Origin of the sequence: Spirosoma sp. 48-14 (genome assembly GCF_001898575.1) — a bacterium.
In the GTDB taxonomy this organism is placed as follows: Bacteria; Bacteroidota; Bacteroidia; order Cytophagales; family Spirosomataceae; genus Spirosoma.
Genome location: NZ_MKUD01000001.1, coordinates 366,448 through 392,479 on the forward strand (window position 1 = coordinate 366,448; position 26,032 = coordinate 392,479).

Genomic DNA, 26,032 nt, shown 5'->3' on the forward strand with positions numbered 1-26,032 from the left:
ACCGCTCATCCGGGAGAATCGGTTATTGATCAGCACCCCTTCTTCATCGCGATAGTTACCGCTCAGATAAAAGCGGGTGCGTTCGTTACCGCCCTGCGCCGACACCTGGTATTGCTGATAGATCCCTTTCCGCAACACCATATCCAGCCAGTTGGTATTGATCCCGTCCGTCACCCCTTTAATCAAACCCAACTTGTCGGGGTCCTGCCCCGCATTGATCACGGCTTCTCGTTGTAAATCCAGCAACTGGGATGAATTCAGCAGATTAGGCCGCTTGATGATTTCGGTAAAGCCCCGCTGCGCATCCGCTGTAATCGTTGTTTTCTGATTCGCCTTTCCCCGTTTTGTCGTGATCAGCACAACACCATTGGCTGCTCGGGAACCATAAATAGCTTTAGCCGAAGCATCTTTCAGAATCTGAAAGGATTCAATGTCATTCGGGTTAAGCAGCGCCAGGGCATTGTCGTTCTGGCCACCATAGCCCGTTGTTAAAGCCCCTGCCTGAATCTGTACACCATCGACAATATATAGGGGACGGTTAGAGGCTGAGATGGAGGTGTTGCCCCGAACCCGAACCGAAAGTCCGCCACCCGGTGTGCCGGACGACTGCGTAACCAGCACCCCGGCTGCCTGGCCCTGTAATGCCTGGTCAAGGCTATTGATCGGAATATCTTTAAACTTATCGGATGTGATCGATGCAATGGAGCCTGTAATGTCCTTACGCTGCGTGGTATTATAGCCGGTTACAACGACCTGAGTAAGCTCGTTGATGGACTCCTGCATGACAATGTTGACAACCGTTCGGTTATTTACCGGGACTTCCTGTGAGTTTAAACCAATGGACGTCAGCACCAGAACCGCATTAGGGCCGGGAATCGTAAGGCTATAATTCCCGTTGGCATCGGTTGTAGTCCCCGTGGTGGTTCCCTTGACCACCACATTCACACCGGGCAACGTTTGACCATCCTGTGCTGAAGTTACTCTCCCTGTTATACGCTGAGCCTGGGCCAGCAGATAGCCCGGCAGCATGATCAGCAAAGCTGACCAGCTAATAACACGATAAAAATTTCTCATGTATAGGTTATACCAAGTAAATGCTTTTGGGGGTTTACACGCTAAATCTGAAAAACGATTTACTAATGAGCGCTTCAAGCTACAATTTTTTAAACGAAAAAATTATCGGCATCGTATAAATCTACTGACAGCGTAGCCTACAGCCTTGTTTTCGTTTTTAATTCATTGCTTATACTTCTTTTTTCATAGGCTCATTTCCTATACGTCAATATACAGCCATCCGATGCAATTTCATAGAAGTTTAATCAGATACTCGAACGGCGGAAAGAAATAAGGCTCTACATCAACGACGTAGAGCCTTACAAAGTATGGCAACTGACCTAATTTACTTTTTGGGGTTCGAGGTAGGCGCACTACCCGATGCGGCCGGATTGTACTTCAACTCATTATCGGGCACATCCCAATAGTCCAGGAAGTTGTAGTTGATCGTGGCGTTGGTACTTACCTTCCCGGCTTTATCCACAACAACGGCTCCTTTTCGACCACCGCCCTGTGCTACATCGTCGATAACGCCCCACCGACGGGCATCGTAGAAAGACAGGTTCCGGAACGCCAACCCCACCCGACGCTCACGGCGAAGTTCTTCTTTTGCCTGATCGAGTGTGAGTCCTGTACCCGCTACAGCCGCCAATCCAGCGCCCTGATACTTCCGAACGGCGTCGATTGATTTTAAGCCGTCTTCGATTTTGCTGGTATTGATCAGGGCTTCAGCTTTCATCAGTTCGTTTTCTTCGTAACTGCCTGCCAGATATAGTTCCGTAGCGCCCGGTGTACGATCACTTAACGTTGATACACCCGCCAGTTTTTTACCTCCATCCAGCAGTGCCCAACGTGTATTGAAGGCATTTCCCCGGCTGCTTTCGCCAATCCAGGGGGTAGCGCGTTGGGTAAAGTTGTTTACCAATCGCTGGTCGCCCGTTTTGAAATCCTGAATCAGTCGTTCCGAAATCTTATACGTAGCTCCCCCCGACGGATCGCCCGTTGCTTTAGCGGCAACAGTCCCGGCTGTTGGCGACAGGAAATCCCCATTCTGGTTCGAACGGCCTGTGAATACATTATCCGTAGCGGTGATACCATCCGTTGCCAACGTCAGGATTTGGCCCCACTGAGCGGCAGTCATGGTTTTTACCGTTGTGTTCACCAGCAGATTACGGGCTTTCAGCGTGTTGATATTCCGCTTCCACATATCAGGTGTAAGTACGCCCCCTTTACCCACCTGATTGAATGGCGGAATCAACTGCGACATGATAGCTGTATAATCCGTAGAAGCGGCTGGCAATAGCGAAGCCGCCTTATCGAGGTTGGCGTTGGCCTCTTCAATCAGCTTTTCCTTGGTCACATAATTATTATTAGTCCCGGTCGCATCGTTGTTGATGATACCGGCATAGTAAATCGACCCGATGTGTGAATACGCAAAGCCTTTCCACCAGTAGGCCCAGGCCTGAATGGTCGCTTTTTTAGCTTTAGCATCGCCCGTAAATGATACCTGATCCGCCAGCGCCAGCACTTTATTCATCTGGCTATTGAGCGAATACATATACCACCACTCATGAAACAGCGGATTTGACCCCTGGTTGGAATTGACGTTAACCTGCCGAATCAAAGCCCATTGTGTGCTTGGCGCATTCGGATTGACAACTTTAGAGCCATCGTCCAGAATGACATAATCGGGTGCGCCAATCTGATTTCCAAACTGGTTAGCCGCTTCCTCGCCGATGATGTCGCCCATGAGGTCATGAAAGCCCATTGCCCCCGACCAGAAGTAACCCGGAACCCCATCATACAGGTCTGTTTTGATTTCCTTAAATCCATTTATGTAAGCAGCTCCCTGGGCGAAGTTAATGATCCCCGATTCGGTATTGGCACTGCTTACGGTCGGCTGGTTCGGGTTTTTTACGTCCAACTGATCTTTACAGGAAGTCGCAAAGCTCAGCACCAGTGCAGCCACTAGAATATGTATCTTTTTCATTGATAAGTTCTTGAAGGTTGAAATTAAAGCCCGATGTTAAGCGTAGCCTGATACGAACGTAGGTTTGGCATAGTGTTGTGGTCGGTACCACGATCCCAGGCCGAACTACCTGTACCCGAACTGATTTCAGGATCGAAGCCCGTGTACTTGGTGAAGGTCAACAGGTTACGGCCCGACAGCACCAACTGAGCCCGGCGCAGTAGGGGAACATTCACCACTTTGCTCAGGTCAAATCCAACCTGTACGTTGCGCAGCCGCACGAACGAAGCGTCTTCATAGAAATAATCTTTCGTGCCATTGGCCTGACGCTGGGCATACACACCCCGGTAGAAAGCTGTCCAGGCCCCCGTATTTCCGTCAATCGTAATGGGGTTTGCGTAGTCGGCATGAATCCCATCGCGATACATCCATTCCTTCGTCTGGTTATAGATATGGCTACCATTTACCCAGTCGAACTGGAAGCCGAACGTCAGGAAGTTTTTGAACGTAAACTCGTTGATGAACGACATATTGAACTTCGGGTTCGGATCGCCAAAGCTGTACTTATTAGCCGAGAAGAAAGGCTGTTTCGTTGCCTTGCTCACCACAATCCCATTGCTGGCTACAGTGTATTGCGACTGCTGATCGGCCGGGATAAGCAAATTCCCATCCGGGTCTTTCTGATCCAGCGAATGAACCGTTACATAGCCATACAATTGACCAATCTTTTCGCCAGCCTTCAGCACATAGTTCGAGCTACCGGCACTCGACAGTACGACGACTTCGGCGTTGTTCTTCACAGCCGTGATCTTCGACGTTTGCCGCCCAAAGTTCGTTGTCAGGTTCCAGGTGAAATCTTTGGTCCGCAGAACAGTCGTATTCAACGAAGCCTGAAACCCATTGGAGCCCAGCGAGAATGCATTGTCTTTGATTGAATTGATCCCCGCTGATGGAATTCCACTCACATCGAAAATAGCATTGTCGGTAGAACGTTTCCAGTAGGTAGCCGACAATCGAACGCTGCTCAGCCAGTTTGACGTTTTCGACGGGGTCAGGGCCAAATCGGCGCCAACCTCAAGTTCAGACGAAACCTCTACATCCAAAGCCGGGTTTGGTTGGCTGGCTGGCGTATAAAAGGAGTTCGATGAGCCTAAGGTCTGAGTATTCAATACCAGATAGCGGTCGAATGGCTTCGGCTGGATACCAGCCTGTCCGTAAGCAGCCCGTAGCTTCAACTCAGGGAAGAAGCCCGCCACCGGGCTGTTTTCCCAGAATTTCAACGCCGAAATGCGGAAATACGCATCGCCACGAGGGAAGGTAAACGGCTTGGAACCGCTACCGAAAGCGGAAGAATAGTCAGTACGGAAGCCTCCCGAAATACCCGCCAGATCGCCATAATCGATCCGCTGATTGACGACATAGCCATAGGTAATAAACGGCTCACTATAATCACCACCAGCCGGTAAACCAGCCCGTCCTGCCGATGCAGCTTTCACACCGGGAACGCGGAATACGGCTGATTGAGCGGCTGTAAATGGATCATAGGTTGGTAGACCCAGTGTGTAGGTGTAAAACTGCTTGAAGTTCCGGTTACGGTAATCAAACGATAGTTGCGTAGATGTTCTGATAGGGAGCTTCGAACCAAAATCATTCTGGAAATCAGTATTGATATACGCGCTGGCCAGGAAGTTCTGGTACGTAGTAGTCAGGCTGTTGTTGTCAATCTCACCCGAAGGATCTGTACCAAAATAGTTCTGGTAATAGTTATTGTTCAACGCAATAACATTCCGATTTTTGGTCTGGTTGGCATAGGTCGTCCGTATTTCCTGCTTGGAGTAATTGATGCCATATTTTGCATCCAGCGTCAGAAACTTGTTGACAACATAATTCAGGTTGAAGTTCTGAATCACATCCACTTTATTGTCTTTATTGTCGGTATACTTCTGCCAGAAACTGGGGTTATTGTGGTTCACCCCTACCGCATCGCCATAATAAATACCCGGATTACCATCGGGGTCTAGGGCCGAAAAATCAGCAAATGGACGGGCATTGTTCACCGCGTACAGGATCAATCGGTCGTTGGTTTTGATCGTACTACGGGTGTATACGAGTTGCGTGGTAGTCCTGAATGTCAAGCCTTTGGCCAACTGAAGACCAATATTCGACATCAGATTACTGCGCTGATAATTTCCGTTGTTGATGACATTACTCTCCTGTTGATTGTTCGAAGCAGATATAGCAAAATCGACTTTATCGGTGCCCCCTGTCAGCGCAATGCTATTGTTGTATGTATTTGACGGCCGGAAGAAGTAGGCATAATGGTCCTGATACTTCAAATTAGCCGTATAAGGTTTATCGGCTTTGTTATTCACATCGAGTGGATTGTACTGCACATTTTCGCTGTAAACCAAAGTATTCGGATTGAATTCAAGTGGTTTACCCGATGTGCCGATCACGTTATTGCTGGCATCAACGATGAAGCCATTGTACTGCGCTTTCGCAACGCCACCCACATTCAGGTACTCACTCCGGGTAATACCCGAACTTACGTCGATGTTCAGTTTGCCCGATTTCCCTTTTTTGGTAAATACCTGAATAACCCCGTTGGCACCCTGCGCCCCATACAGCGTAGCTGCTGCTGCACCCTGCACTACCTCAACCCGTTCGATCGTATTCGGATCGATACTACTCAATAGGGCTGTCGGATTATTATTGATGTTCCCGTTCGAATCGTAATTCGTAGCATCGACCTGTACCCCGTCGATCAGCAGGATCGGTGCCGTTCCCCGGTTGATGGTGTTGATACCCCGCAATACAATGTTGACAGGTGCACCGGGCGTACCATTCCCACTCGAAATCTGTGCCCCGGCAATCTTCCCAACCAATGCCTGATCAATAGAAGCGGTTGGCGTTTGTGGCAGATTCTTGGAGGTAATCGATTCGACCGAAATACCTAGTTTACGTTTGTCGGTTGCGACACCGACCCCGGTTACAACCACTTCTGATAACTGGCGATTGTCTGATACCAATTTAACGTCAACAACCGATTCGTTACCAACAGCGATTTCCTGCGTGGTAACGCCAACAAAACTAAAGACGAGCGTTGCAGCCTTGCTACCAGGAACATCGAGGCTATACATACCACCTGCGTCGGTAGTAGCCCCTTTTGTCGTTCCTTTTACCACAACAGAAACTCCTGGCAAGGGTAAGTTATCTTCAGCCGATGTGACCTTACCCGTAATACGCCTGTCCTGCGCCCACACAGTGGACCAGAGCGAGCATACCAGAAGGAAACTCAAGGATAGAAATTTACTCATGTACGTTAGATGTTAGGTGAAAACAGTTTTTACTGTCGACAAAACTAACATCAAAAAGGAATAATACAAATTACAACAATAAGACACCTAAAATTTTATTAGACATAAACGACCTATATAAAAAATATTATTCCAATAAATATACCATAAACAGAATTAAAATTAATAAAAACGAATAAATATTGATTATATTCAGAATAATATATCTATCAAGATTTTACACTTACCATTTATCTATATTGAAATAGTTATAATTAACAAAACAAAATACTTAAAGACGTTATAGCATGACTTATTGTTGCATTAACCTCTTCTTTTTTCCATAAGCGGTCAAAAACAAGGCTGAATGTCTATTAAATAGCCACCATGCAACTTTAATTTGTTTTTTAGGCACTATAAAACTGAGGTTCATTCCAAAAAATAATTTTCATATAATACAGAATCACCTATTGAGTAAATATGCTCAACTACTAACTTTTAAATGCCATACATGCAAAAAGCACCGATCAATCGGTGCTTTTTGCATAAAACCTCAATACTGTATATTAGACTGAACTAGCGACTAATAATTCGGATTTTTGGTCGCAACGCCTGATGTCGACGGATTTAACACCGACTCATCAGCTGGCACATCCCAGTAGTCCATAAAATTATAGTTGATCGTCACGTTCTTGTTAACAACACCAGCCGTTGTAACAACCGTGTTTCCGTAGCTGCCACCGCCTGCCGAAATGTCGTAGGTCCAGCCCCACCGACGGCTATCATAGTACGCTAATCCTCGGCTAAACAAGGCTGTTCTACGCTCTTTCGTCAATTCAGTAAGCGCTTTTGACAGCGTTAATCCTGTACCTGCTACGGGAGCAACCCCAGCGCCCTGATACGTTCTTACCGCATCGACATAACCCAAGCCGGCTTCGATATTTCCTAACCGCATATTAGCCTCAGCGAGCATCAGCGCATTTTCTTCATAACTACCCGCAATGTAGAGTTCGTAAGCGCCGACCGCTGTGGTGCCGTATACATAAACCCCGGCAGTGCCACTCCCACCATCAACCATGTTATAGCGAGTCGTATAAATGTAATTGTTTTTATACGTATTGACTGTGCTAAAGTTGTTAGTGAACCGCTTATCGCCCGCATTGAAGTTCTGGATAAAGCGCTCACTGATTTTAAATGTGGTGCTATTGTTCACCCCCGTCGTCAACGCGGCTACCGTCCCTCCCGTGGCCGTAATGAACGTATTTTTATCAGAGCTACGACCTGTAAAAACGATATCGTCTTTCTTGATCCCGTTGGTGACCAGCGTAAGAACACTGTTCCAATCGGCTGTGGTCATGGCTGTCATGTTCGACTTACTAATGGTGGCCGACGGATTACCATTCACAAATGGAGCCAGCTTATTCAACAGTATATTCCGGGCCAGCATCGTATTAATGCTCCGCTTCCACATATCAACCGTAGGAACGCCACCATGCCCAACCTGATTGATGGTAGGAATCAACTGTTTCAATACGGTCTGATAATCACTTGCACTGGTAATAGTTCCCAGAGTAGCAGCAGCCTGGTTGAAGAACGTATTCGACTGATTGATGATGGCATCGTGTAGAACATAATTCCCATTGGTCGACCCAGCCTTATCCAGAATCAGCCCTGCGTAATACATTGAGCCAATAGAAGCGTAGGCATACCCTTTCCACCAATAGGCCCAGGCCTTAATAGTATTTGCCCGAGATGCGGCATCGCCTGAGAATTTGATACCATCAACCAGTCCTAATACCTGATTACAGGCATTATTGAGCGCATACATATTCAGCCATTGGTAATAGATGGCATTGTTACCATTGCCGGTTGCCGCACGCGTATTGTACGAACGAATAATACCAACCTGCGGAGCCGTATTGGTTTGTTTGGTTCCGTCGTCCAGAATAATATAATCGGGTTGAGCGATGGTAGTAATCTGGTTATTCGACGCATCGGCGCCAACCATATCAGCCATCAACTCCAGGTATCCCCACGGAAGCGAGAAATAGCTATCACCCAACCAGCCATCACCATTGGCAAACCCATTGATATAAACAGCCCCCTGAGCCAATGAAATAATCCCTGACTCGTTATTGACGTTGGCTGCTACGGTAGGGGCATTCGGGTTGCCCACATCCAGTTGATCTTTACAGGCGGTAGTACCCAGGACCACAGCTGCGAAACAAAGAAGAAATTTATTTTTAGTAATCAGTTTCATGTCCGAAGGAATATTAAAATTAGAATCCAATGTTCAACCCAACCTGATACGATTTCGTATTCGGCAGTGTACTGTGATCGACTCCTCTGTCGAATGAAGAGTTAGGCGAACCTGAGCTGATCTCAGGATCATAGCCTGAGTACTTGGTGAACGTCAGAATGTTACGACCTGTAAATACAATCTGACACTTATTAAGAGCAGGTATTTTAACCACTTTGGCCAGGTCGAAAGCCAGCGAAATATTCCGCAACCGTACAAACGAAGCGTCTTCTACGAAGAAATCTTTCGTAGCGTTGTTACCTGCACCACGCAGGCTACCCCACAGATTGTAATACGCACTGGACCAGTAGGCCGTATAGGCTCCAGTTTTGCCATCAATGGTTACGGGTTTTGTAAAATCACCGCTGATTCCATCCCGATACATCCATTCTTTGGTTTGGTTATAGAGGTGGCTACCATTTACCCAATCAAACTGGAAGTTCAGGGTCAGGAAATCCTTAAAGCTTACTCCGTTGATGAACGACATATTGAACTTCGGGTTCGGATTCATCAGAGGATACGTCTCATCAGTAAACTGCATCTGATAGGTGGTCTTATTCACAACACGTCCATCTACAATGGTATACTGCGATTCATTGCCTGGCTGGATATACCGGGTTTTCCCGTCCTGCCGCAAATAATCCAGACTTGTCAGCGCTTTGTAGCCATATACCTGCCCAATAGGCTGGCCAGGCGTCAATACCAACGCAGTACTACCGGCCGAGGTGGTCAGAATAATATCGGCCCCTCCCGAAATTGCGTCGATCTTAGATAGCTGATGCCCGAAGTTGGTGGTCAGATCCCATTTCAACCCTTTCGAGTTATAAATAGGGAATGTCAACGAGAATTGTACCCCGTTCGACGACATATCGATGGCATTGGTCAACTGCCCTGTCGATCCCAGTGATGGCGGTACACTAACCGTGTAAATTACATTTTCACTTTTCCGCTTCCAGTAGGTAAACGAGCCCGAAATCGAATTCAACCAGGCCCGATTTGCATTGCCACCAATGGTGAAATCGGTTCCTACTTCAAACTCTTTGGATACTTCTACCTGTAGGTTGGGATTATTGCTGGTAGGCTGCACAGAGTAGGCAATACCCGAACCAGTACCTATATTCTGCTGGTCGAGGACCGGATACCGATCAAAGGCTCCTGGTTGAATACCAGCTTCGCCATACGCAGCCCGCAATTTAAAGTAAGGCAATGCACTGGACAATCCACTGTTCTTAAAGAACGACAATGGTGCTATATGACCATCGAAGTGCGGGAAGGTAAAGGGCGTAGAACCACCACCAAACGCCGACGACCAGTCGCTTCGGAAACCTGCCGTTACGCCACCATAATCACCAAAATCAATTTTCTGATTCACCAGATACCCATAAGTCACAAACGGGCGAACGTAGTCGAAATCGACGGCCTGCGAGTTCGTAGACTTAATATTATAAGGCGGAGCCAACCCAAGACCAACCCCATAGGTATCGAACTCAGTATATTTATTTTTCCGATAATCGAACGAAACCTGTGTACTAGTCTGAATAGGCAGATTGATGTGAAAATCGTTCTGGAAATCGGTTCGTAAATAAGCCGTTGCCAGGAAATTCTGGAACGTAGTGGTGTATTGGTAGTTGTCGATTTCGCCCGTATTATCGGGAGCGAAGTTGCTGGCAAAGTTACCTCCTCCGAAAAAGACTGCACTCGCATTCTGCGACTGGTTATAATAGGTCCAGCGAGCATTTTCGTTACGGTAGTTGATGCCGTATTTAGCATCCAGTTCCACGAATTTATTCACCTTGTAGTTGGCGCTGAAATTCTGAATCACATCAACTTTATTGTCCAGCCCATCCGTGTATTGCAGGTTATAGAACGGATCGTTGGCGTTGATACTGACAAAGTCCGCCAGTTGTTTATAGGGGTAATTCCCATCAGCCATTCGGGCTGTCAGATCAAAGAAAGGCGAGGTATTCAGGAAGCCATACACCCGGCCAATATTTCCCAGCGAATTGCCCAATCCATAATACCGCCCACCGGCAGCACCGAGGCCAGGTTTCAGTGTATTCTTGGTATAAACGAGTTGGGTTGTCGAGCGGATTGTAAACCCTTTAAATAACTCAGTACCTACATTAGCCGACAGGTTACTACGGTCGATATACCCATTTTTCAGAATCGGGGTAACGTTGTGGTTATTGGCTACCGATATGTTAAAATCGCTTTTCTCCGAAGCTCCTGAAATATTGATGGCGTTGTTTGTTGTTGTGCCTGTCTGGAAGATCTGCTTGAAGTGATCATAATATTTTAGGTTGGCATTGTATGGCTTATCTGCCACGTTGCGAATATCCTGAATAGCATAACGGGTAGCTCCACCATACTGATAAGATAGGCCTAAAACCGAGCCATAATCTGTATATTTCAAAATATTCCCTTTTGAGTCAACCAGATTGTTACTGCCATCGGTTAAATAGGGGTGCAAATCAGCCTTATGCACATTGCCCGTATTCAGAAATTCGTTTGTCGAATAGCTGGTCGATGCGTTGATCGAAACTCGACCTTTCTTTCCTTTTTTGGTAAAAATCTGGATAACCCCATTGGCTCCCTGGGCGCCATAAATCGAAGCGGAAGCCGCTCCCTGCGCCACCTCAATCCGGTCCACATTGCTCAGGTCGAGTGAGTTGATGTCAGTAGCGGCTACCTGCACTCCATCGACCATGATCAGCGGCTTGGTACCTCCCTGAACGGAGTTGATACCCCGTAGCAGAATATTAACGGGGTCACCGGGATTACCACTCACCGAAGAAATTTGAGCGCCAGGAATTTTACCAATCAGCGCCTGATCAATCGAAGCTGTCGGAGTTTGTGGTAAGTTTTTTCCTGATACGCTTTCGACAGCAATACCTAATTTAGCCTTGCTGGTTTCAATCCCACTACCTGTTACTACGACTTCAGTTAGCAACTTTGAGTCGGATACTAGACTTACATTGATTTCGGATTGATTACCAACCAGTATTTCCTGTGTTGTGGTACCAACGAAGCTAAATACTAATATAGTCCCTTTAGTAGAAGGCACCATCAGATCAAACACCCCTCCACCGTCGGTTGTAGTTCCTTTTGACGTTCCCTTTACAAGGATAGATACGCCTGGCAAAGGAGAGCCATCTTCAGCTGATGTAACCTTACCAATTACTCTTCGATCCTGTGCCCACGCAGTAGACCCAAGTAAGCATAGTAGAAATATGCTTATAAATAAACGTTTTCCCATTCTGTCAATTAGTGTTAAGTTAAGAAAGAATACTCCGCTTAACAAATCTATAGATTAGAAAAAACGCTTGCAAATCGTCTACCTATTTACATATTAACCAATACTTGTTGCATTAATTTTATTTAATACCGAATAATATTCTGAATTACCAAACAAATAACCCAAACATACAAATAGAACTTTTTCAATTTCGGCTATTTGCCGGAATAATTTATGGACTAAGCAATTTTACTAGGTATATACCGTCACAGAATAGTTCTATTTTAAGTAGCTTTTATATATGAATATTCTAAGAATAGTGCTTGATTACAAGCAATTTTAACCCCTTTTTAATCTCCATCAAACCATGCAAAATCAGCTTTCCGAGTTACATAATAACAAGTAAATATATTTCAATGCATACATAATTATACAATAAATATATTACTTTCATACCAAATAGACGATGGCGCGAGGAGGTTGAACAGATGTCAACCTCCTCGCGCCATCGTCTATTTACCGTTTAACTCCTCAATTGCTTGCTAAAAAGTAGCGTTCAATATCGGTAGCCATCGATTTTGTGTACTGATACCCTATACGAAACAGTTCGCGGGACTTGCTCAGGTCGGTAGTGCTATACTGCGCCAATTGAGGAGGCTCTATCAGAATGTTACAGCGAGCGAATCGATCTTTGGTTTTACTCTGAACAGCCAGTACAAGGCTCCGTTCAATCACTCCACGCATCGAACGTATAGGTTTCCGTGGGCCTAATATATTGCAGTGTGAGCCAATCAGAAAATCTACTTTCGATTCGATAATTTCGACAGGTAAGTTGTTCAACACCCCCCCATCGACATACTGACGTTTGTTAATCAGCATAGGTTCAAAAATCCCTGGCAGGCAGCAGGAAGCCAACACTGGCCGAATCAACTCACCCTGTTCAAATACAACCTGCTCACCCTCGTTCAGATCAACAGCCAACACATGCAATGGAATTTGTAAGCCCTCAAACGAATCGTGGGGAATATATTTTTTATACAATTCGGCTACCGTATCGAGCCGAAGCAGGCCCATACGATTCCAGGCTGGGCGCAGATGCCGCACGAACGATGACGATTCAATGATTTTAAGACTCTCATCAGGCGAAAATCCCTGCGAAAATAAAGCGCCGGTTATGGCACCAGCGCTAGTACCTGCAATATGATGAAATGGAATATCCATTTCACGAAGTGCCTTAATGACACCCAGATGGGCAATTCCCCGCGCTCCTCCTCCTGATAAGACTAATCCAACTTTCATGTTTTTCCGGTTGTGTAACGCAGACTTCTAGTCCGTAAAAGAGTTAACCTCTTATAAGGCTGCGAACTAGAAGTCTGCGTTATAATAACTCCGATAAACGACCTTTGTCCTTGATCCGAACCCCTTTTTCGGTCATTTCGACCGTAGCGGCTTCGGTAATGGGATCATGCTCAAACACTAGAATCCAGTTTTCAGCTGCCGCTTTTTGCAGCACCTGCGTCTTTTCTTCCATCGTCAGCAAGGGTCGAACGTCATAGCTCATTACATAGGGCAACGGTATATGACCCGACGAAGGAATCAGATCAGCCATATAGGCAACGGTCCTCCCGTTGATCTGAAATACGGGAAGCGTCATTTTTTCAGTATGTCCGTCTACATACAACAACTGTATATCTGTATACGGAAATCGTTGTTCGCTCAGAAAAGTCAGTTGCCCGCTCTCTTGTAAAGGCATAATATTTTCATATAAAAACGACGCTTTTTCGCGCGGATTAGGGTGAACGGCCCAATCCCAGTGCGACGGATGTACCCAATAAGTTGCCTTGTCAAATAATGGCTTTAGCCTGTCTCCATTTCGTTCAACAGCGCCACCCACATGATCGAAGTGCAGATGCGTAAGTAGTACGTCGGTAACATCGTTGGTCGAATATCCTGCTTTGGCAATTGAATCGAGGAGGCTGGCATCGCCGTGTAAATCGTAATGCCCGAAGAACTTAGCATCCTGTTTGGTACCAATGCCTGTATCGACGAGCAGGAGTCGATTACCCTGTTCGTAAAGCAGGCAGCGCATAGCCCAGGTGCAGCGATTCAGTTCGTCGGCAGGGTTCAATTTCTGCCAGAGGGGCTTGGGCACAACGCCAAACATAGCCCCACCATCCAGTTTAAAAAAGCCAGTATCGAGGGTTTGAAGAGCCATAGTAGGTTTTTTAGCAAATTAAATCGTTTACCTGTTTCAAGTCTACTATTCGTGAACCGGATATATAAGGTATCTGTCAACAATCTACCTAAACCAACCCTGATTTGTCACTTTTACCAGATCGGCTACATTTCGACTAACCATTGGCTAGAACTTACCGCTACATCTGTTACCAACTGTCTATCTACCTCAAAGTGAGCAGTAGCTATTAGATACATAGTAATTGCATAGTTAATATTCGAGTTTACACTTGTACCTATAAAACACCATTAAATGATCGCTCAGATATAAAATTTTAAATTTAAACAGTATAAGTACTCAAACGAGAATAGTTTAGAGTATGCTGCAGGGACGTTTCTGTCATCCCTCGTTTCTCGGGATGACAGAAAATAACCTAATGTATTTTCAATAATCTACTTACATTTGTTGAACTTACACTTTCACGTATATCAACTTAACGTTATTGTAACTAATTAAGCCTAAAAATTTTCTTGTAGCATTCTTTGGGTATGGTTATAAACCAATTAACGTTCACGCGATTTATTGCTGCTGTTAGTATTGTTTTCTTTCATTTTGCCATCAGCAATCTGGTCTGGCCTTTATATTTACCGTCGTTTCGGTATGTAGTAGACTTTATTCAGGTAGGCAATCTATCTGTACTTTATTTCTTTGTGTTATCTGGATTTATATTAACGATCAGTTCTATATCTTCAGAAAAAAAAATTAACAAGCGCGAGTTTTATTGGAAACGGTTTGCCAGAATTTATCCAATCTATTTTGTATCATTTATTATTTCAATAATCGTCCCGAACACAAGTTCCGTCTGGGATTATTTTTTAAACTTCACCTTGCTAAATGGTTGGTATTGGAACAGTAATAATTTAAATCCAGCAGCCTGGAGTTTGTCAGCAGAAGTTTTTTTCTATATTGTATTTCCGTTTATCATACCTACAATCTCTACGCTAACGAACCGAGCTTTGGTTACGGCATTAATTTTAAATTGTATAGCCTTATACGGTTTACAAATTAACTACAATGGATTCTATTTGCCCAAGTATTTGCCAACACCGATAGAAACTGTTTTAAACTTTTCTTTGGGTATAATTGGCGGCAATATCTTTATACGGTTTCAATCATTATTTTCCAGACATTCCATTTTAATGGCTGGGCTTTTTGGCTTATCTATTATTTTGTTGTGCATTTCTATTTTATATTGTCACTATACCTGGTTTGACGGGTTCTGGTTATTATCTACCTTATTTTTACTTTTCATCACCAGCCTGTCAGCACTTCCAAAGGATTGGTTTCTTCCGCGGCTATTATCAAAGCCTCTGCTAGTGAAACTCGGCGATATCAGCTTTTCACTTTTTATCTTACAGTTCCCAATTATGCATATATATGACAAGCTTCTGGCCAGAGGACGTCTTGTGGTAGGCAATACACTACATTTTTATTCGTATTTACTGATTCTACTAGCTATATCTTTTCTTACCTATACGTTTATAGAAGATCCTCTTAGAAGAAAAATCAATAATTATCGAAAAACAAAGAAGAAGGAATATACCCTAGAAACTGCTTAAAACAGTTCTTAAAATCACTCATATTAAGACTATAATGCTGGTTAATTCAGTAGTTTACTACTGAATTAACCAGCATCAGCCGAAAAGTTATAATTAAGAGCTAATTATAGGCACCGGTTTAAAATTTCTTTTCAAGTGCTTTCTAAAATGACAGGTTACTCTGATAAATAATAAACAGGAAGGGCTAACTTATTCATTGAAAACTGGAAGGTTCATCAGAAGTAAATCGACCAAAGCTATATCAGCGAATTCATAGCAAAAGAAATGCTAGTCCATTACTCTAAAAAATGAAATGAACGCTTCTGGTATCGTGGCAGTTGGATTTTCTCCCGCAGATTTAAAAATGACTGATAAGGACCAATAGCTGCTGTTGCGTTGACTAACCAGGCTGGTAATGTTCCACCAGGATCGACCTGAAAAGTGTAGTTAATGTGCATTTTATTATCGGCTGTCGAACGTACTTGCCAGGCAGCCTGCCAAAACGCGACCCGCACCAATCCATCTTTCGGAGGCACCATATCAGGCACTGAACTAGTGTTGATTTGCAGTACTTTAGAAGCCGGATCATACGCAAACCGAAGGTGAATTACTAAGTCTCGATTAGTCGCTGGCCAGGGCATTTCACTTTCCGAATAGTAGTAAAATTCGGTTTCACTCACCTGCCGAAGCAGCCGGGCCGATTTGTTTTTATACACCACTTTACTATACTGATCTACATCTGATAAAAAAGCGACCAGTTGTGACAGGGAAGCGGCCATTTCACAATCTACCCGAATTTCTTTTAATCGGCTCCCATCCAGATGCCGGGAATATACCCGAATGCCATTTTTATCTTTCTCCAGGTGCCAATCATCCCGCCCTTGCCCGAAGGCATTTATTGTTAACACAAAAAACCCCAGTACCCATACTAGGCACCCTTTAGATTTCGTCAATAGGCAACTCAGATTCTGAATAATTGTCATTGATTACGATCGTGTTTTTCAAAAAAATAATAACCCATTATGGCACCGAAACCCCAAAATTAGTTGTTTCGGTGCCATAATGGGTATCCGCTTCACACAACTACAAAAGAGCTCATTAAGTTATAGTACGCAATCATCCTATGAAAACAGGAGGAGAGACCTGCTGACTACCAATCACTAATACCAATTTTCAGCTATAAATACCCCTCCTGGCCCTGTGTAATTATCAAAACTTTTCAATACTATTGGACGTATATCTTGCGCGTAATAGGGATTTTTCTACGTCTTTACCTACCCGACAACGAACACGGCCACCTACAAACAACTGTCTAAACCTATATAGTACCGCTTTTCTATATGAAACGAATCGTTCATAAACATCCATTGGCTATCCGGTGGTTTCACTGGGTTAACTTCCCGGTTCTGTTCGTCATGATCTGGAGTGGCCTACTAATTTACTGGGCCTACGATCCATACAAAATTCAGATCGGCGATTATACCCTGGTATCGTTTTTCCCGGATGGATTTTACAAATTTCTGGGCGTATCGCGTCGCCTGGCTGAAGGTATGGCCTGGCATTTTGTATTTATGTGGCTGTTTATCCTAAATGGCGTTCTATATGTAGGATACACGTTTATTTCGGGTGAATGGCGACATCTGGTACCTGACCGAAACTCGTTTCGCGAGGCTATTCAGGTAACCCTCTACGACCTCGGACTACGCAAAACCCAGCCACCATTTATCAAATACAACGGCGCGCAGAAAATCGCTTATTTCGCCATCATGCTCATGGGGATTGGTTCCGTTCTGACGGGCTACGCTATATACAAACCCACTCAATTTTCGTGGTTAACGTCTTTAGTAGGTGGTTATAAAGCGGCCCGACTCGAACACTTTATCCTGACCCTGGGTTACGTCTTCTTCTTCGTTATCCACATCGGTCAGGTAATACGCGCGGGTTGGAATAACTTCCAGTCGATGGTAACGGGGTTTGAGATCGTACAGCCTACTGATCCTGATCGACCCGTTCTGGACAAGCCCGCCAGCAACGAGCCCGATGCCCCTACTGATACACCTCTGGAGCCAATTGAGCCAACCCGTAACCCAGCTTTATCATGAGTAAAGAACCACAATTGCCCGAAGATACAATTCCCGAATCGACCGCTCGTCGGCGAACGCTCAAAGCGTTTGGCTGGTTTGCCTTAGCGGCTGTCGTTCCGGTTGGCGTTTACGAATGGATCAAAAACAGTCCGGGAGCAAAGGGAATCAAACGACCGTTGCGGAATGTGTTGAATGCCAACGAAAGCATTGCCCGGACGTATTTTAGCAATACCCATCTGGTTCCGACCTATTCGGTAGGAGAAGCAGCAAAAAAAGCCCGTGTGAATGGATACGATGGGATTAAATCACCTGTACCTGAAGACTGGAAATTGCAGATCGAAACCCCGAACCGTCCCCCACTAACGCTGACCATCGATGATGTAAAAGCCCTGCCTAAGCACGAGATGGTCTATGAGTTCAAGTGCGTAGAAGGCTGGAGTCAAATCCAGCATTGGGGAGGGGTACGGCTTTCCGACTTCATGGAAAAATATAAGCTGGGTACCCATAGCGGCAATGCCCCTGACCCGGACAAAACGGATGATCTGTTCAAGTATGTGGGCATGGAAACACCCGACAAAGGGTATTACGTTGGTATTGATATCGAGAGTGCGCTGCATCCGCAAACCTTACTAGCCTACGAACTCAATGGAGAACCCATTTCGGCAGCCCACGGTGCTCCGCTTCGGCTGATTATTCCGGTCAAATACGGGGTTAAAAATCTGAAGCGAATTGGTCGGCTATTTTTTGCCGATGAGCGCCCCCGCGATTTCTGGGCCGAGCGTGGCTATGATTATTATGTAGGTCTGTAAAATCTGTGTTCTATATGATTCACCTACTCAGCTTCTTCATTAGCGTAGTGGGGCTGTTTCTTACGCATGAATCTGCCAAACCAGCCCCTCAGCCAGTTGTCGTACTAGAGTTATTTACGTCGCAGGGGTGTTCCAGTTGCCCACCAGCCGACAAGCTCTTGCAGGAGATAACGCAGCGGGCTACCCAGTCGGGTCAGGCTATTTACGGCCTGTCGTTTCATGTCGATTACTGGAATCGGCTGGGCTGGAGCGACCCGTTTAGCGCGAAATCCTATACCGATCGCCAGCGTCAATATGATCGTCTCCTGAAATCGCAGACCTATACCCCACAGCTTATCATTAATGGCCAGCAGGAGGTAATTGGTGGACAACGCGGACGCATCCAGCAGGCCATTCAGACGATTCAGCAACAACCCGCTTCCTCTTTTGTGACTGTTGAGGCCAGTCTGAAAAAACAGGGAAGCCAGGTCACCGTCAGCTATGGATTATCCGACACAGGCCCTTACCGAATCAATGTGGCATTAGTGCAGAAAGAAGCGCATACGGCGGTAAAAAATGGCGAAAATGGTGGTCGAACGTTAGTAAATACCAATGTGGTCCGGCAGTTTAAAACGGTGGATAATCCGGCCAAATCGGGTACAGCAACCCTGCCCATTCCCAACGATTTGTCAACCGATCAGGCGGCCGTACTGGTGTACGTCCAACGGACTGACAATCAGCAAATCGTGGGCGCTAAACTGTTACAATGAAGTCAGATTAGTTCTACCGACATCAGCCTGTTTATTTTTCCTGAATAATTCGTTTAACCCCCTCACACATCGATTTGATGCGATGATAGGAAGCATCTGTATTAGCGTCTTTGTCAAGCAGTATTCGTAGCCTGCCTTCATCCTCTTCCAGCTTGAATTCGGTATTATCGTCAAGCTTGGTGGTTATATCCACGTGGTCGCCTTTAACAGATGTAGCAGGCGCCATCCTGGCATTAATAAAATCCTGAACACGCTGGGTCTTTGCCTTATCGTATTTGGCCACAAACTCATATTCATCATCCGAGTCAGATACCGAAATAGACAGATCGCCATTCCCGGAGCAGGCCGATAAGATGCCTACAATAAAAAGTCCACAAAATATATTGTTCATAGTGACCATTGTTTTACAAGGAACTATGCAATATACAGTAGTAGATATGGCCACTCATCATCAACTACATCAACGGTTTTTTTGCAGGATAAGTGATTTGACAATCAGCCAGATCACAAACTCACTGTCTGTTTTCCGGCTTTCAGTGGTATTGCTTTTCCTTTCCACCGCAACGTCCCTGTGAGGCTGCCTGGTAAGGTTACACTGCCCGTTAACCCACCTGTTGGCGTTTTCTGAAATTGAACCGCAATCTCACCTAATGGATGTGGCATTTTACCATCCACGGTGGTCAGATCGCCCAGGAATGGCTCAATTCGCACAGTTCGGAAACCAGGTTCACCCGGTCGGATGCCGCAGGTCATGGATAAAAACTCATACAGAGGAGAAGCACTCCAGGCGTGGCAATCGGAGCGTGTTGGTTCAGGGTTTTCGGCGAAGGTGGTTAGGCCCATCGCCAGCATATCGCGCCAGGGTTTTAGCTGTGCAACAAACTGATCGCCCATACCCGTTTTTTTCAGGGCTTCGAACAGATAAAATTTGAAGTAAAACGTGGCCTGTGTCAGCGAGGTATCCGTCATGGTTTTCTGCAACAAAACTTTTTGCTGCTCAGTCGGAACGGCGCTGGTCAGAACCGCCAGTATATTGGCATGCTGGCTAAACGAGGTTTTATCCGGGGTATCGGCAAACAGACTGCGGCCCGCATCCCAGCATTGTTCATAAACAGCTTTGTTGATCCGTCGGGCCAATTCGCGGTAGTGCTCAGCCCGCTCGTTCTGGCCGTAATGCGCCAGTAAATCGCCCGCCCGCGTGTAGGTATAGGCCTGTTGCAGCGACAGAATACTCGATCCGCCTTTCCGGGCTCCATTCGGAACCCCACCTGCAATTTCATCCTTCGCATTCTTCCACTTCGACCAGTCTACGAAATTCCACCATTCCATTGGTCCATTCAGGCCCGTTTTGGCAATTCGCTGCTCATGCCAGTCGAGTACGCTCAACACACCCGGCAGCAGCGATTTCACGAAAGCATCGTCTTGCCGGTGCATCCAGTAATCATGAATCATGCATATCCAGAACAGCGAAAACGTTGGAATTACCTGCAAATCGGCGGATGGGTAGCGGCTTTGCGTCAGACCGTCGCTGAATCGGCTATGGTCATAATCCATGATCGCTTTGCGCATCAGTCGATCATCGCCCGATACATACAGTGAAATCAGGGACTGAATCCGCGTATCGCCCGTATACTGCAACTGCTCGTAATAGGGGCAATCGAAGTAGGTTTCACCTGCACAAAGCCGGGCCGTTCGCCAACCCACATTCCAGAGAGGCTTCAGCGTAGAGTCGCTGGCCGTAAACTGCGCTTTTTCGTCAAACGGATAGCCCGTAAACTGCCCGATCAGATTGTCCAGCACAAGCGGTTCATCTTTCGTTTCGACCGTCAGTTGCAGGTAGCGATAGGTACGAAACCACAATGGCCGAAAGGTTCGTTTCTCAGTTCCATCGGCCACAAACTGATCGTCGAAACCACGAATAGACCGGCCTTCAACCTCATTTCGATTGCCTTTTTGCCCTTTGGCATCGATCAAGGCTTCGGCATACGAGAGCGTGACCACACCCCCTTTCCCTTTGCTGACGGTCAATTCAGGATAAGCATTCGTCAGATAGCCCTGATCGATCAGAAACACGGCTTTGGTATTCTTTGAAACCGTCACTGGCGAATTACCCAGCAAAAAGGCATTGTCCATTTTGCCATTTTCGGCCCGCCGAACACTAGCCAGCCGGATGGGCTTCTCCTCCATCATCGGAATCGTGCGAGGTACTAATCCCCAGTTCCCATCCGTACCCAGGCCACGCGGTTTTGCCGGAAAACCAAACACTTTCGCAGCCGCCCAGCTTTTATCGTCGAACGTTGACGACTCCCAACCCCACGGATACTGTGCCGCATCGACCCGGTCGCCATCGCCCATGACAATGTAGGTACGGAGCTTCGGAATATCATTTTTGATAGGAGAATAGGCAAGGTTTTGAAACACCTTCCAGGTGGCATCGGTATTGGCCGCTTTTTCGGCATCGGTATCGCCCTGAACAATAAAGCCAAGCTGGTAGCTCATTTGTGCAAAGGGAGCCCCCTCGCCCATATACCAAACCTGTGCCGCCAGCACGTTTCGACCTGCCTGCAAATACGGCGCTAAATCCAATGTTTCGTAGTTCCAGTTCAGCAAATCGCTACGCGCAGGACCGAGGGCAATAGCTTTTCCGTTGACGAAAAATCGATAGCGATTATCGGCCGATACGTGTACGACAAACCGGGCTGGTTTTTGGGCCAGATCGATTGCTTTGCGGAAATGATAGATGCCATATTGACGAGCCGACGCCGTTGGGTGAACAATCCACCGGGCCGACCAGTATTGTGAAGTCCAGGCTGAGGGTGTCGAAGGCGTTTGGGCAACAGCAACAGCCGAAACCAGAAAGAGTAGAGCGAAGAAGAAACGGTAAGGCATAGGAAAAAGCTTAGCAGTCGCAAAATAACGATATACTAAGCCTTTTTCTATACTTTGCTGTCCTGTGCTCATTCATCGTCAGCACTTTTTTGCTCGTCGATACCAGATTGACTGACCGCGTAAACAGCGTGAGAAACTGAGCAAATTTCCTGTGGCGATTATCCAAGTCAGTAAACTATGCCCTTCCCTTTGTACTTTCGTGCAGGAACTCCTAAAGCAATAACCGAATGTATTTTCTTGGATTCGACCTCGGCAGTTCGTCTGTCAAAGCGTGTTTGATTGAAGCGGAAAGCGGTAAAGCCGTAGCGTCAGCATTTTTTCCTCAGCCCGAAATGGTGATCGAAGCCCCACAGCCGGGCTTTGCCGAACAGCAACCGGAAATCTGGTGGCAAAACGCCTGCCTGGCAAGTAAAGCCGTTATGCAGCAGGCAGCAATCCAACCCAGCGACGTAAAGGCTATAGGTATTTCGTATCAAATGCACGGGCTGGTTGTTGTCGATGAGGCCTTTAACGTCTTACGGCCTTCCATTATCTGGTGCGATAGCCGGGCCGTTCCCTATGGTAATGCTGCTTTTGATGCCCTGGGGCACGACCGTACCCTGCATCATCTGCTCAACTCACCGGGCAATTTTACAGCTGCCAAACTGGCCTGGGTAAAAGCCAACGAACCCAATGTGTACGCACAGGTAGCTCATTTCATGCTCCCCGGCGACTACCTCGCAGCCCGTATGACCGGCGACATCGTGACCACCGCATCGGGGCTTTCGGAAGGGGCTTTCTGGGACTTTCAGGCTAATGAACCCGCCCAGTTTCTGCTCGATTATTTCGGATTCAGTTCGTCGCTGATTCCAACGATTAAACCAACGTTTGCTCCGCAGGGTGCCCTATCGGCTTCGGCAGCTGCTGAGCTTGGTCTTGCTGCCGGTACACCCGTTACCTACCGCGCTGGCGACCAACCTAACAATGCCCTATCGCTGAACGTGCTGGAACCCGGCCAGATTGCTGCCACGGCAGGCACATCGGGCGTTGTATATGGTGTTAGCGATCAGGCGAAATACGACCCCCAATCACGGGTTAATACGTTTCTACACGTTAGCCATACAGCCGAAGCACCACGGTATGGGGTATTGCTGTGCGTAAATGGCACGGGTATCCTGAATAGCTGGCTTCGAAACCAGGTACTGGGCCGCTCGATCAGCTACGCCGACATGAACGTACTGGCTCATGAAGCGCCGATCGGTGCCGATGGCCTGGTCTGCCTGCCCTTTGGTAATGGTGCCGAACGGATGCTGGAAAATGCCGATCTGGGCGCATCGTTTCATGGACTGCAACTGACCCGTCATGGCTTACCCCATTTGATTCGGGCTGCCCAGGAAGGTATTGTTTTCGCCCTGTACTACGGCATTCAGATCATGGAAAGCGTAGGCGTTGGACTGCAAACTATCCGGGCGGGCGAAGCCAATATGTTCCTGAGTCCACTCTTCCGCGATACCCTGGCCAACCTGACCGGAGCCACTATCGAGCTATACAATACCGATGGGGCGCAGGGTGCTGCTCGTGGGGCCGGACTGGGACTTGGCTATTACAAAAATGCACAGGAAGCCTTCTCAGGACTACATGTTACGAAAACCATTGAACCCGACATGCGGGCACAGGACGCTTATCGGGAAGCTTATGGAAAATGGCTGAAAAATTTAAGCGTCCGCTAATACAACTGAACAGGTATTCTTATGTATATTAACTCAAAAAAACGCTATGAAAAAATTCGCACTGTTCTTAACGGTTTGGGCAGCAGCAGTAGGCTGCATGCCCAATGTTCAGGTTGTTACGTTGCGGGGGTCAAACGTAAGCCCTTCGCAGGAAGGGCTGGCAATGGATAATGATACGCTCACGCTACGTTACAATTTTGCCAGTGAGCGGGGCTTGATGCAGCTTAGCATTGTTAATAAACTAAACAAACCGCTGTATATCGACTGGAAACGGTCGTCGTTCATTATTGGGCAAGACAAAGTCGATTATTGGTCCGATGTGTCTGATGTCAACCTAACGGGTACGTCGTCACGGTATAGTCGATATGCCTCTCCCATCTCTCTGGGTGGGACGATCACGAAACAGGAGCCCATTGCGTTTATTCCACCCCAAACCAAACTCGAAAAGAAGCAGTTTATCGTCGTTCCACAAGGCAGTGTCCGCCTGACGGGGCCATCGACGACCGAGCAGGAAAAAGCGAAATGGACTGACCGGAAAAAACCGGTCGATATTGTCAATTACGCGTATTCGGCCGATCAATCGCCGTTGACGTTCCGGAATTACCTGACACTTTCGACCGATAAAGATTTCAAGACTGAATTCATAATCGATACCAAATTCTGGGCCTCTGATGTAAAAGTGCTCCCTCGTGATCAGATTTTAAGCCAGAAATCTACCAGCAGTTATGATGGAAGGAACTATTATGTTCCCGAAAGCTTCAAACAGCCTGATGCTTTTTACGTCCAATTACCCACCCAGTAAACGCTAAACCCGTTTCGAAACAACGTACGTCAGTGAACCCTATTTTCGCCAAACTGAACTACAAAGCCCAATCAGAAATCGCTGTTATTAACGCGCCCGACGAGTTTCAGCCCATTGTAGACGACATGCGGGAACTCGCGACAATCGTTACTGAACCGAATCAAATTCAGACAGGTACGTTTGCGATTGCCTTTGTCAAAACGCAGCAGGAAGTAGATTTCGTTAGTCAGCAACTAGCGGATAAGGTGATGGGTGATGGGTTGCTTTGGTTGGCTTATCCGAAAGGTTCATCAAAGAAATATACATGCGATTTCAACCGTGATACAGGTTGGGCTACGCTAGGTCAGCTAGGTTTTGAACCTGTTCGAATGGTAGCTATTGATAACGACTGGAGTGCCCTACGATTCCGGCGAGTTGAATACATCAAGAAAATGACTCGTGATGAGAAAGGAGCCCTTTCGGAGCAGGGAAAAGCAAAAGTGCGTGGAGAAGTCTAAAGTTTTTGTGGTGTCAGATGCTCACATCTGACACAGTGATGGTGGTTCGCCACCGCGATTCTCAAAACCGAATCATACATACACGAGGTTTTGAGAAACCTCGCTGTGTCGGTTATTAGTAACCGACAACACCGCAACACCAAACTCTTGCCAAACAATACCTTATCCGTAACATAAACTTGCTAAAACGATGTACGCATTTATGGGTCTTGGTGGCCAGGAACTGCTGTTAGTGCTTTTCATTTTAGGTCTGCCCGTTTTTGCGCTGGTCGATGTGGTTCGCAGCGAATTTCGTGGACCGAACGACAAGTTAATCTGGGTTATTATCATCGTTTTCTTTAACATTGTAGGAGCCTTGCTCTATTTCATCATCGGACGAAACCAGCGTATTTCATGAAGTCAGTTCTATGCCTACTTGGGCTCTGTTTAGCCATCCCCTCCTTTGCTCAGTCGCAGGATGAAGCCGCTGTCAAAACGACCATTAAACTGATGTTCGATGGTATGCGCAAAGGGGATTCCACGCAGATCAAAAATACGTTTCTACCGGGTGCTTCTCTTCAATCTATCGCCAAAAATAAAGAAGGCGAAATTTCGGTGCGGAACGAAGACATCGGCAAGTTTGCAGCCTCTGTTGTGAAGTATCCGGCCTTTGCGCTGGATGAGCGATTATCGGGTATGGAAATAAAAATAGATGCCGAACTCGCTACCGCCTGGACGCCCTATGTGTTTTATCTGAACGACAAAAAAAGTCACTGCGGTGTTAATGCGTTTACGCTGGTAAAGGTGAATGGCAACTGGAAAATTCAAAGCATTATCGACACCCGTCGACGGGACAACTGCCCGGATTTACCAAAATCATAATCCAAA

Annotated in this window: 19 protein-coding genes; 9 read left to right on the forward strand and 10 right to left on the reverse strand. The window is 46.5% G+C overall.

What is annotated here, in order from left to right; genetic code table 11:
* The 7 genes from BGO59_RS01410 to BGO59_RS01440 form a co-directional block, all read right to left on the reverse strand.
* Positions 1–1,074: TonB-dependent receptor plug domain-containing protein (locus BGO59_RS01410; protein ID WP_293679404.1), on the reverse strand; the 1,074-nt coding region annotated here is incomplete at its 3' end.
* A 325-nt stretch (positions 1,075–1,399) separates the two neighbouring features.
* Positions 1,400–3,043 (reverse strand): RagB/SusD family nutrient uptake outer membrane protein, encoded by a 1,644-nt coding sequence (locus tag BGO59_RS01415; protein ID WP_293679406.1) that lies wholly within the window; start codon positions 3,041–3,043, stop codon positions 1,400–1,402.
* Positions 3,044–3,066: 23 nt separating this feature from the next.
* Positions 3,067–6,339 carry a SusC/RagA family TonB-linked outer membrane protein gene (locus BGO59_RS01420; protein ID WP_293679408.1) on the reverse strand — a complete coding sequence of 1,091 codons (3,273 nt, stop codon included), beginning with the start codon at positions 6,337–6,339 and terminating at the stop codon, positions 3,067–3,069.
* A 562-nt stretch (positions 6,340–6,901) separates the two neighbouring features.
* Entirely contained in the window at positions 6,902–8,578 is a 1,677-nt protein-coding gene (locus BGO59_RS01425; protein WP_293679410.1) for a RagB/SusD family nutrient uptake outer membrane protein, read from the reverse strand.
* 19 nt (positions 8,579–8,597) lie between these two features.
* Positions 8,598–11,873, reverse strand: a complete 3,276-nt coding sequence (locus BGO59_RS01430; RefSeq protein ID WP_293679412.1) for a SusC/RagA family TonB-linked outer membrane protein — start codon at positions 11,871–11,873, stop codon at positions 8,598–8,600.
* 510 nt (positions 11,874–12,383) lie between these two features.
* Complete coding sequence (locus BGO59_RS01435; RefSeq protein ID WP_293679414.1) at positions 12,384–13,151, reverse strand: patatin-like phospholipase family protein; 768 nt, start codon at positions 13,149–13,151, stop codon at positions 12,384–12,386.
* 79 nt (positions 13,152–13,230) lie between these two features.
* Positions 13,231–14,067 (reverse strand): MBL fold metallo-hydrolase, encoded by an 837-nt coding sequence (locus BGO59_RS01440; protein WP_293679416.1) that lies wholly within the window; start codon positions 14,065–14,067, stop codon positions 13,231–13,233.
* A 509-nt stretch (positions 14,068–14,576) separates the two neighbouring features.
* On the opposite strand from BGO59_RS01440, the gene BGO59_RS01445 reads away from it, so the two are divergent.
* Positions 14,577–15,647 carry an acyltransferase gene (locus BGO59_RS01445; protein WP_293679418.1) on the forward strand — a complete coding sequence of 357 codons (1,071 nt, stop codon included), beginning with the start codon at positions 14,577–14,579 and terminating at the stop codon, positions 15,645–15,647.
* 275 nt (positions 15,648–15,922) lie between these two features.
* Here BGO59_RS01445 and BGO59_RS01450 read toward each other — a convergent pair whose 3' ends face one another.
* Complete coding sequence (locus BGO59_RS01450) at positions 15,923–16,609, reverse strand: START domain-containing protein (RefSeq protein WP_293679420.1); 687 nt, start codon at positions 16,607–16,609, stop codon at positions 15,923–15,925.
* 357 nt (positions 16,610–16,966) lie between these two features.
* On the opposite strand from BGO59_RS01450, the gene BGO59_RS01455 reads away from it, so the two are divergent.
* From BGO59_RS01455 to BGO59_RS01465, 3 genes are read left to right on the forward strand one after another with little or no spacing between them, the layout of a single operon-like run.
* Complete coding sequence (locus BGO59_RS01455; RefSeq protein ID WP_293679422.1) at positions 16,967–17,728, forward strand: cytochrome b/b6 domain-containing protein; 762 nt, start codon at positions 16,967–16,969, stop codon at positions 17,726–17,728.
* Positions 17,725–18,519, forward strand: a complete 795-nt coding sequence (locus tag BGO59_RS01460) for a molybdopterin-dependent oxidoreductase (protein ID WP_293679424.1) — start codon at positions 17,725–17,727, stop codon at positions 18,517–18,519. The genes BGO59_RS01455 and BGO59_RS01460 overlap by 4 nt, the downstream gene beginning before the upstream one ends.
* A 14-nt stretch (positions 18,520–18,533) precedes the next feature.
* The gene (locus BGO59_RS01465; RefSeq protein ID WP_293679426.1) at positions 18,534–19,268 is read left to right on the forward strand and encodes a thioredoxin family protein; all 735 of its coding nucleotides are present in this window, start codon (positions 18,534–18,536) and stop codon (positions 19,266–19,268) included.
* A 31-nt stretch (positions 19,269–19,299) separates the two neighbouring features.
* Here BGO59_RS01465 and BGO59_RS01470 read toward each other — a convergent pair whose 3' ends face one another.
* Both BGO59_RS01470 and BGO59_RS01475 read right to left on the reverse strand, forming a co-directional pair.
* Complete coding sequence (locus BGO59_RS01470; protein WP_293679428.1) at positions 19,300–19,659, reverse strand: hypothetical protein; 360 nt, start codon at positions 19,657–19,659, stop codon at positions 19,300–19,302.
* Positions 19,660–19,772: 113 nt separating this feature from the next.
* A complete protein-coding gene (locus tag BGO59_RS01475; protein WP_293679430.1) occupies positions 19,773–22,157 on the reverse strand; it encodes a family 78 glycoside hydrolase catalytic domain in 2,385 nt (794 codons plus the stop codon).
* Positions 22,158–22,384: 227 nt separating this feature from the next.
* On the opposite strand from BGO59_RS01475, the gene BGO59_RS01480 reads away from it, so the two are divergent.
* The 5 genes from BGO59_RS01480 (at position 22,385) to BGO59_RS01500 (ending at position 26,026) form a co-directional block, all read left to right on the forward strand.
* Positions 22,385–23,866: an FGGY family carbohydrate kinase gene (locus BGO59_RS01480; protein ID WP_293679432.1), complete on the forward strand. Its 1,482-nt coding sequence runs from the start codon at positions 22,385–22,387 to the stop codon at positions 23,864–23,866.
* A gap of 46 nt (positions 23,867–23,912) precedes the next feature.
* On the forward strand, positions 23,913–24,668 hold the full coding sequence (locus tag BGO59_RS01485) for a hypothetical protein (protein WP_293679434.1): 756 nt from the start codon (positions 23,913–23,915) through the stop codon (positions 24,666–24,668).
* A 32-nt stretch (positions 24,669–24,700) separates the two neighbouring features.
* Positions 24,701–25,165: a hypothetical protein gene (locus tag BGO59_RS01490; protein WP_293679436.1), complete on the forward strand. Its 465-nt coding sequence runs from the start codon at positions 24,701–24,703 to the stop codon at positions 25,163–25,165.
* A gap of 190 nt (positions 25,166–25,355) precedes the next feature.
* Complete coding sequence (locus tag BGO59_RS01495) at positions 25,356–25,562, forward strand: PLD nuclease N-terminal domain-containing protein (protein ID WP_293679438.1); 207 nt, start codon at positions 25,356–25,358, stop codon at positions 25,560–25,562.
* Complete coding sequence (locus BGO59_RS01500) at positions 25,559–26,026, forward strand: nuclear transport factor 2 family protein (protein ID WP_293679440.1); 468 nt, start codon at positions 25,559–25,561, stop codon at positions 26,024–26,026. The genes BGO59_RS01495 and BGO59_RS01500 overlap by 4 nt, the downstream gene beginning before the upstream one ends.
* Positions 26,027–26,032 lie beyond the last annotated feature (6 nt).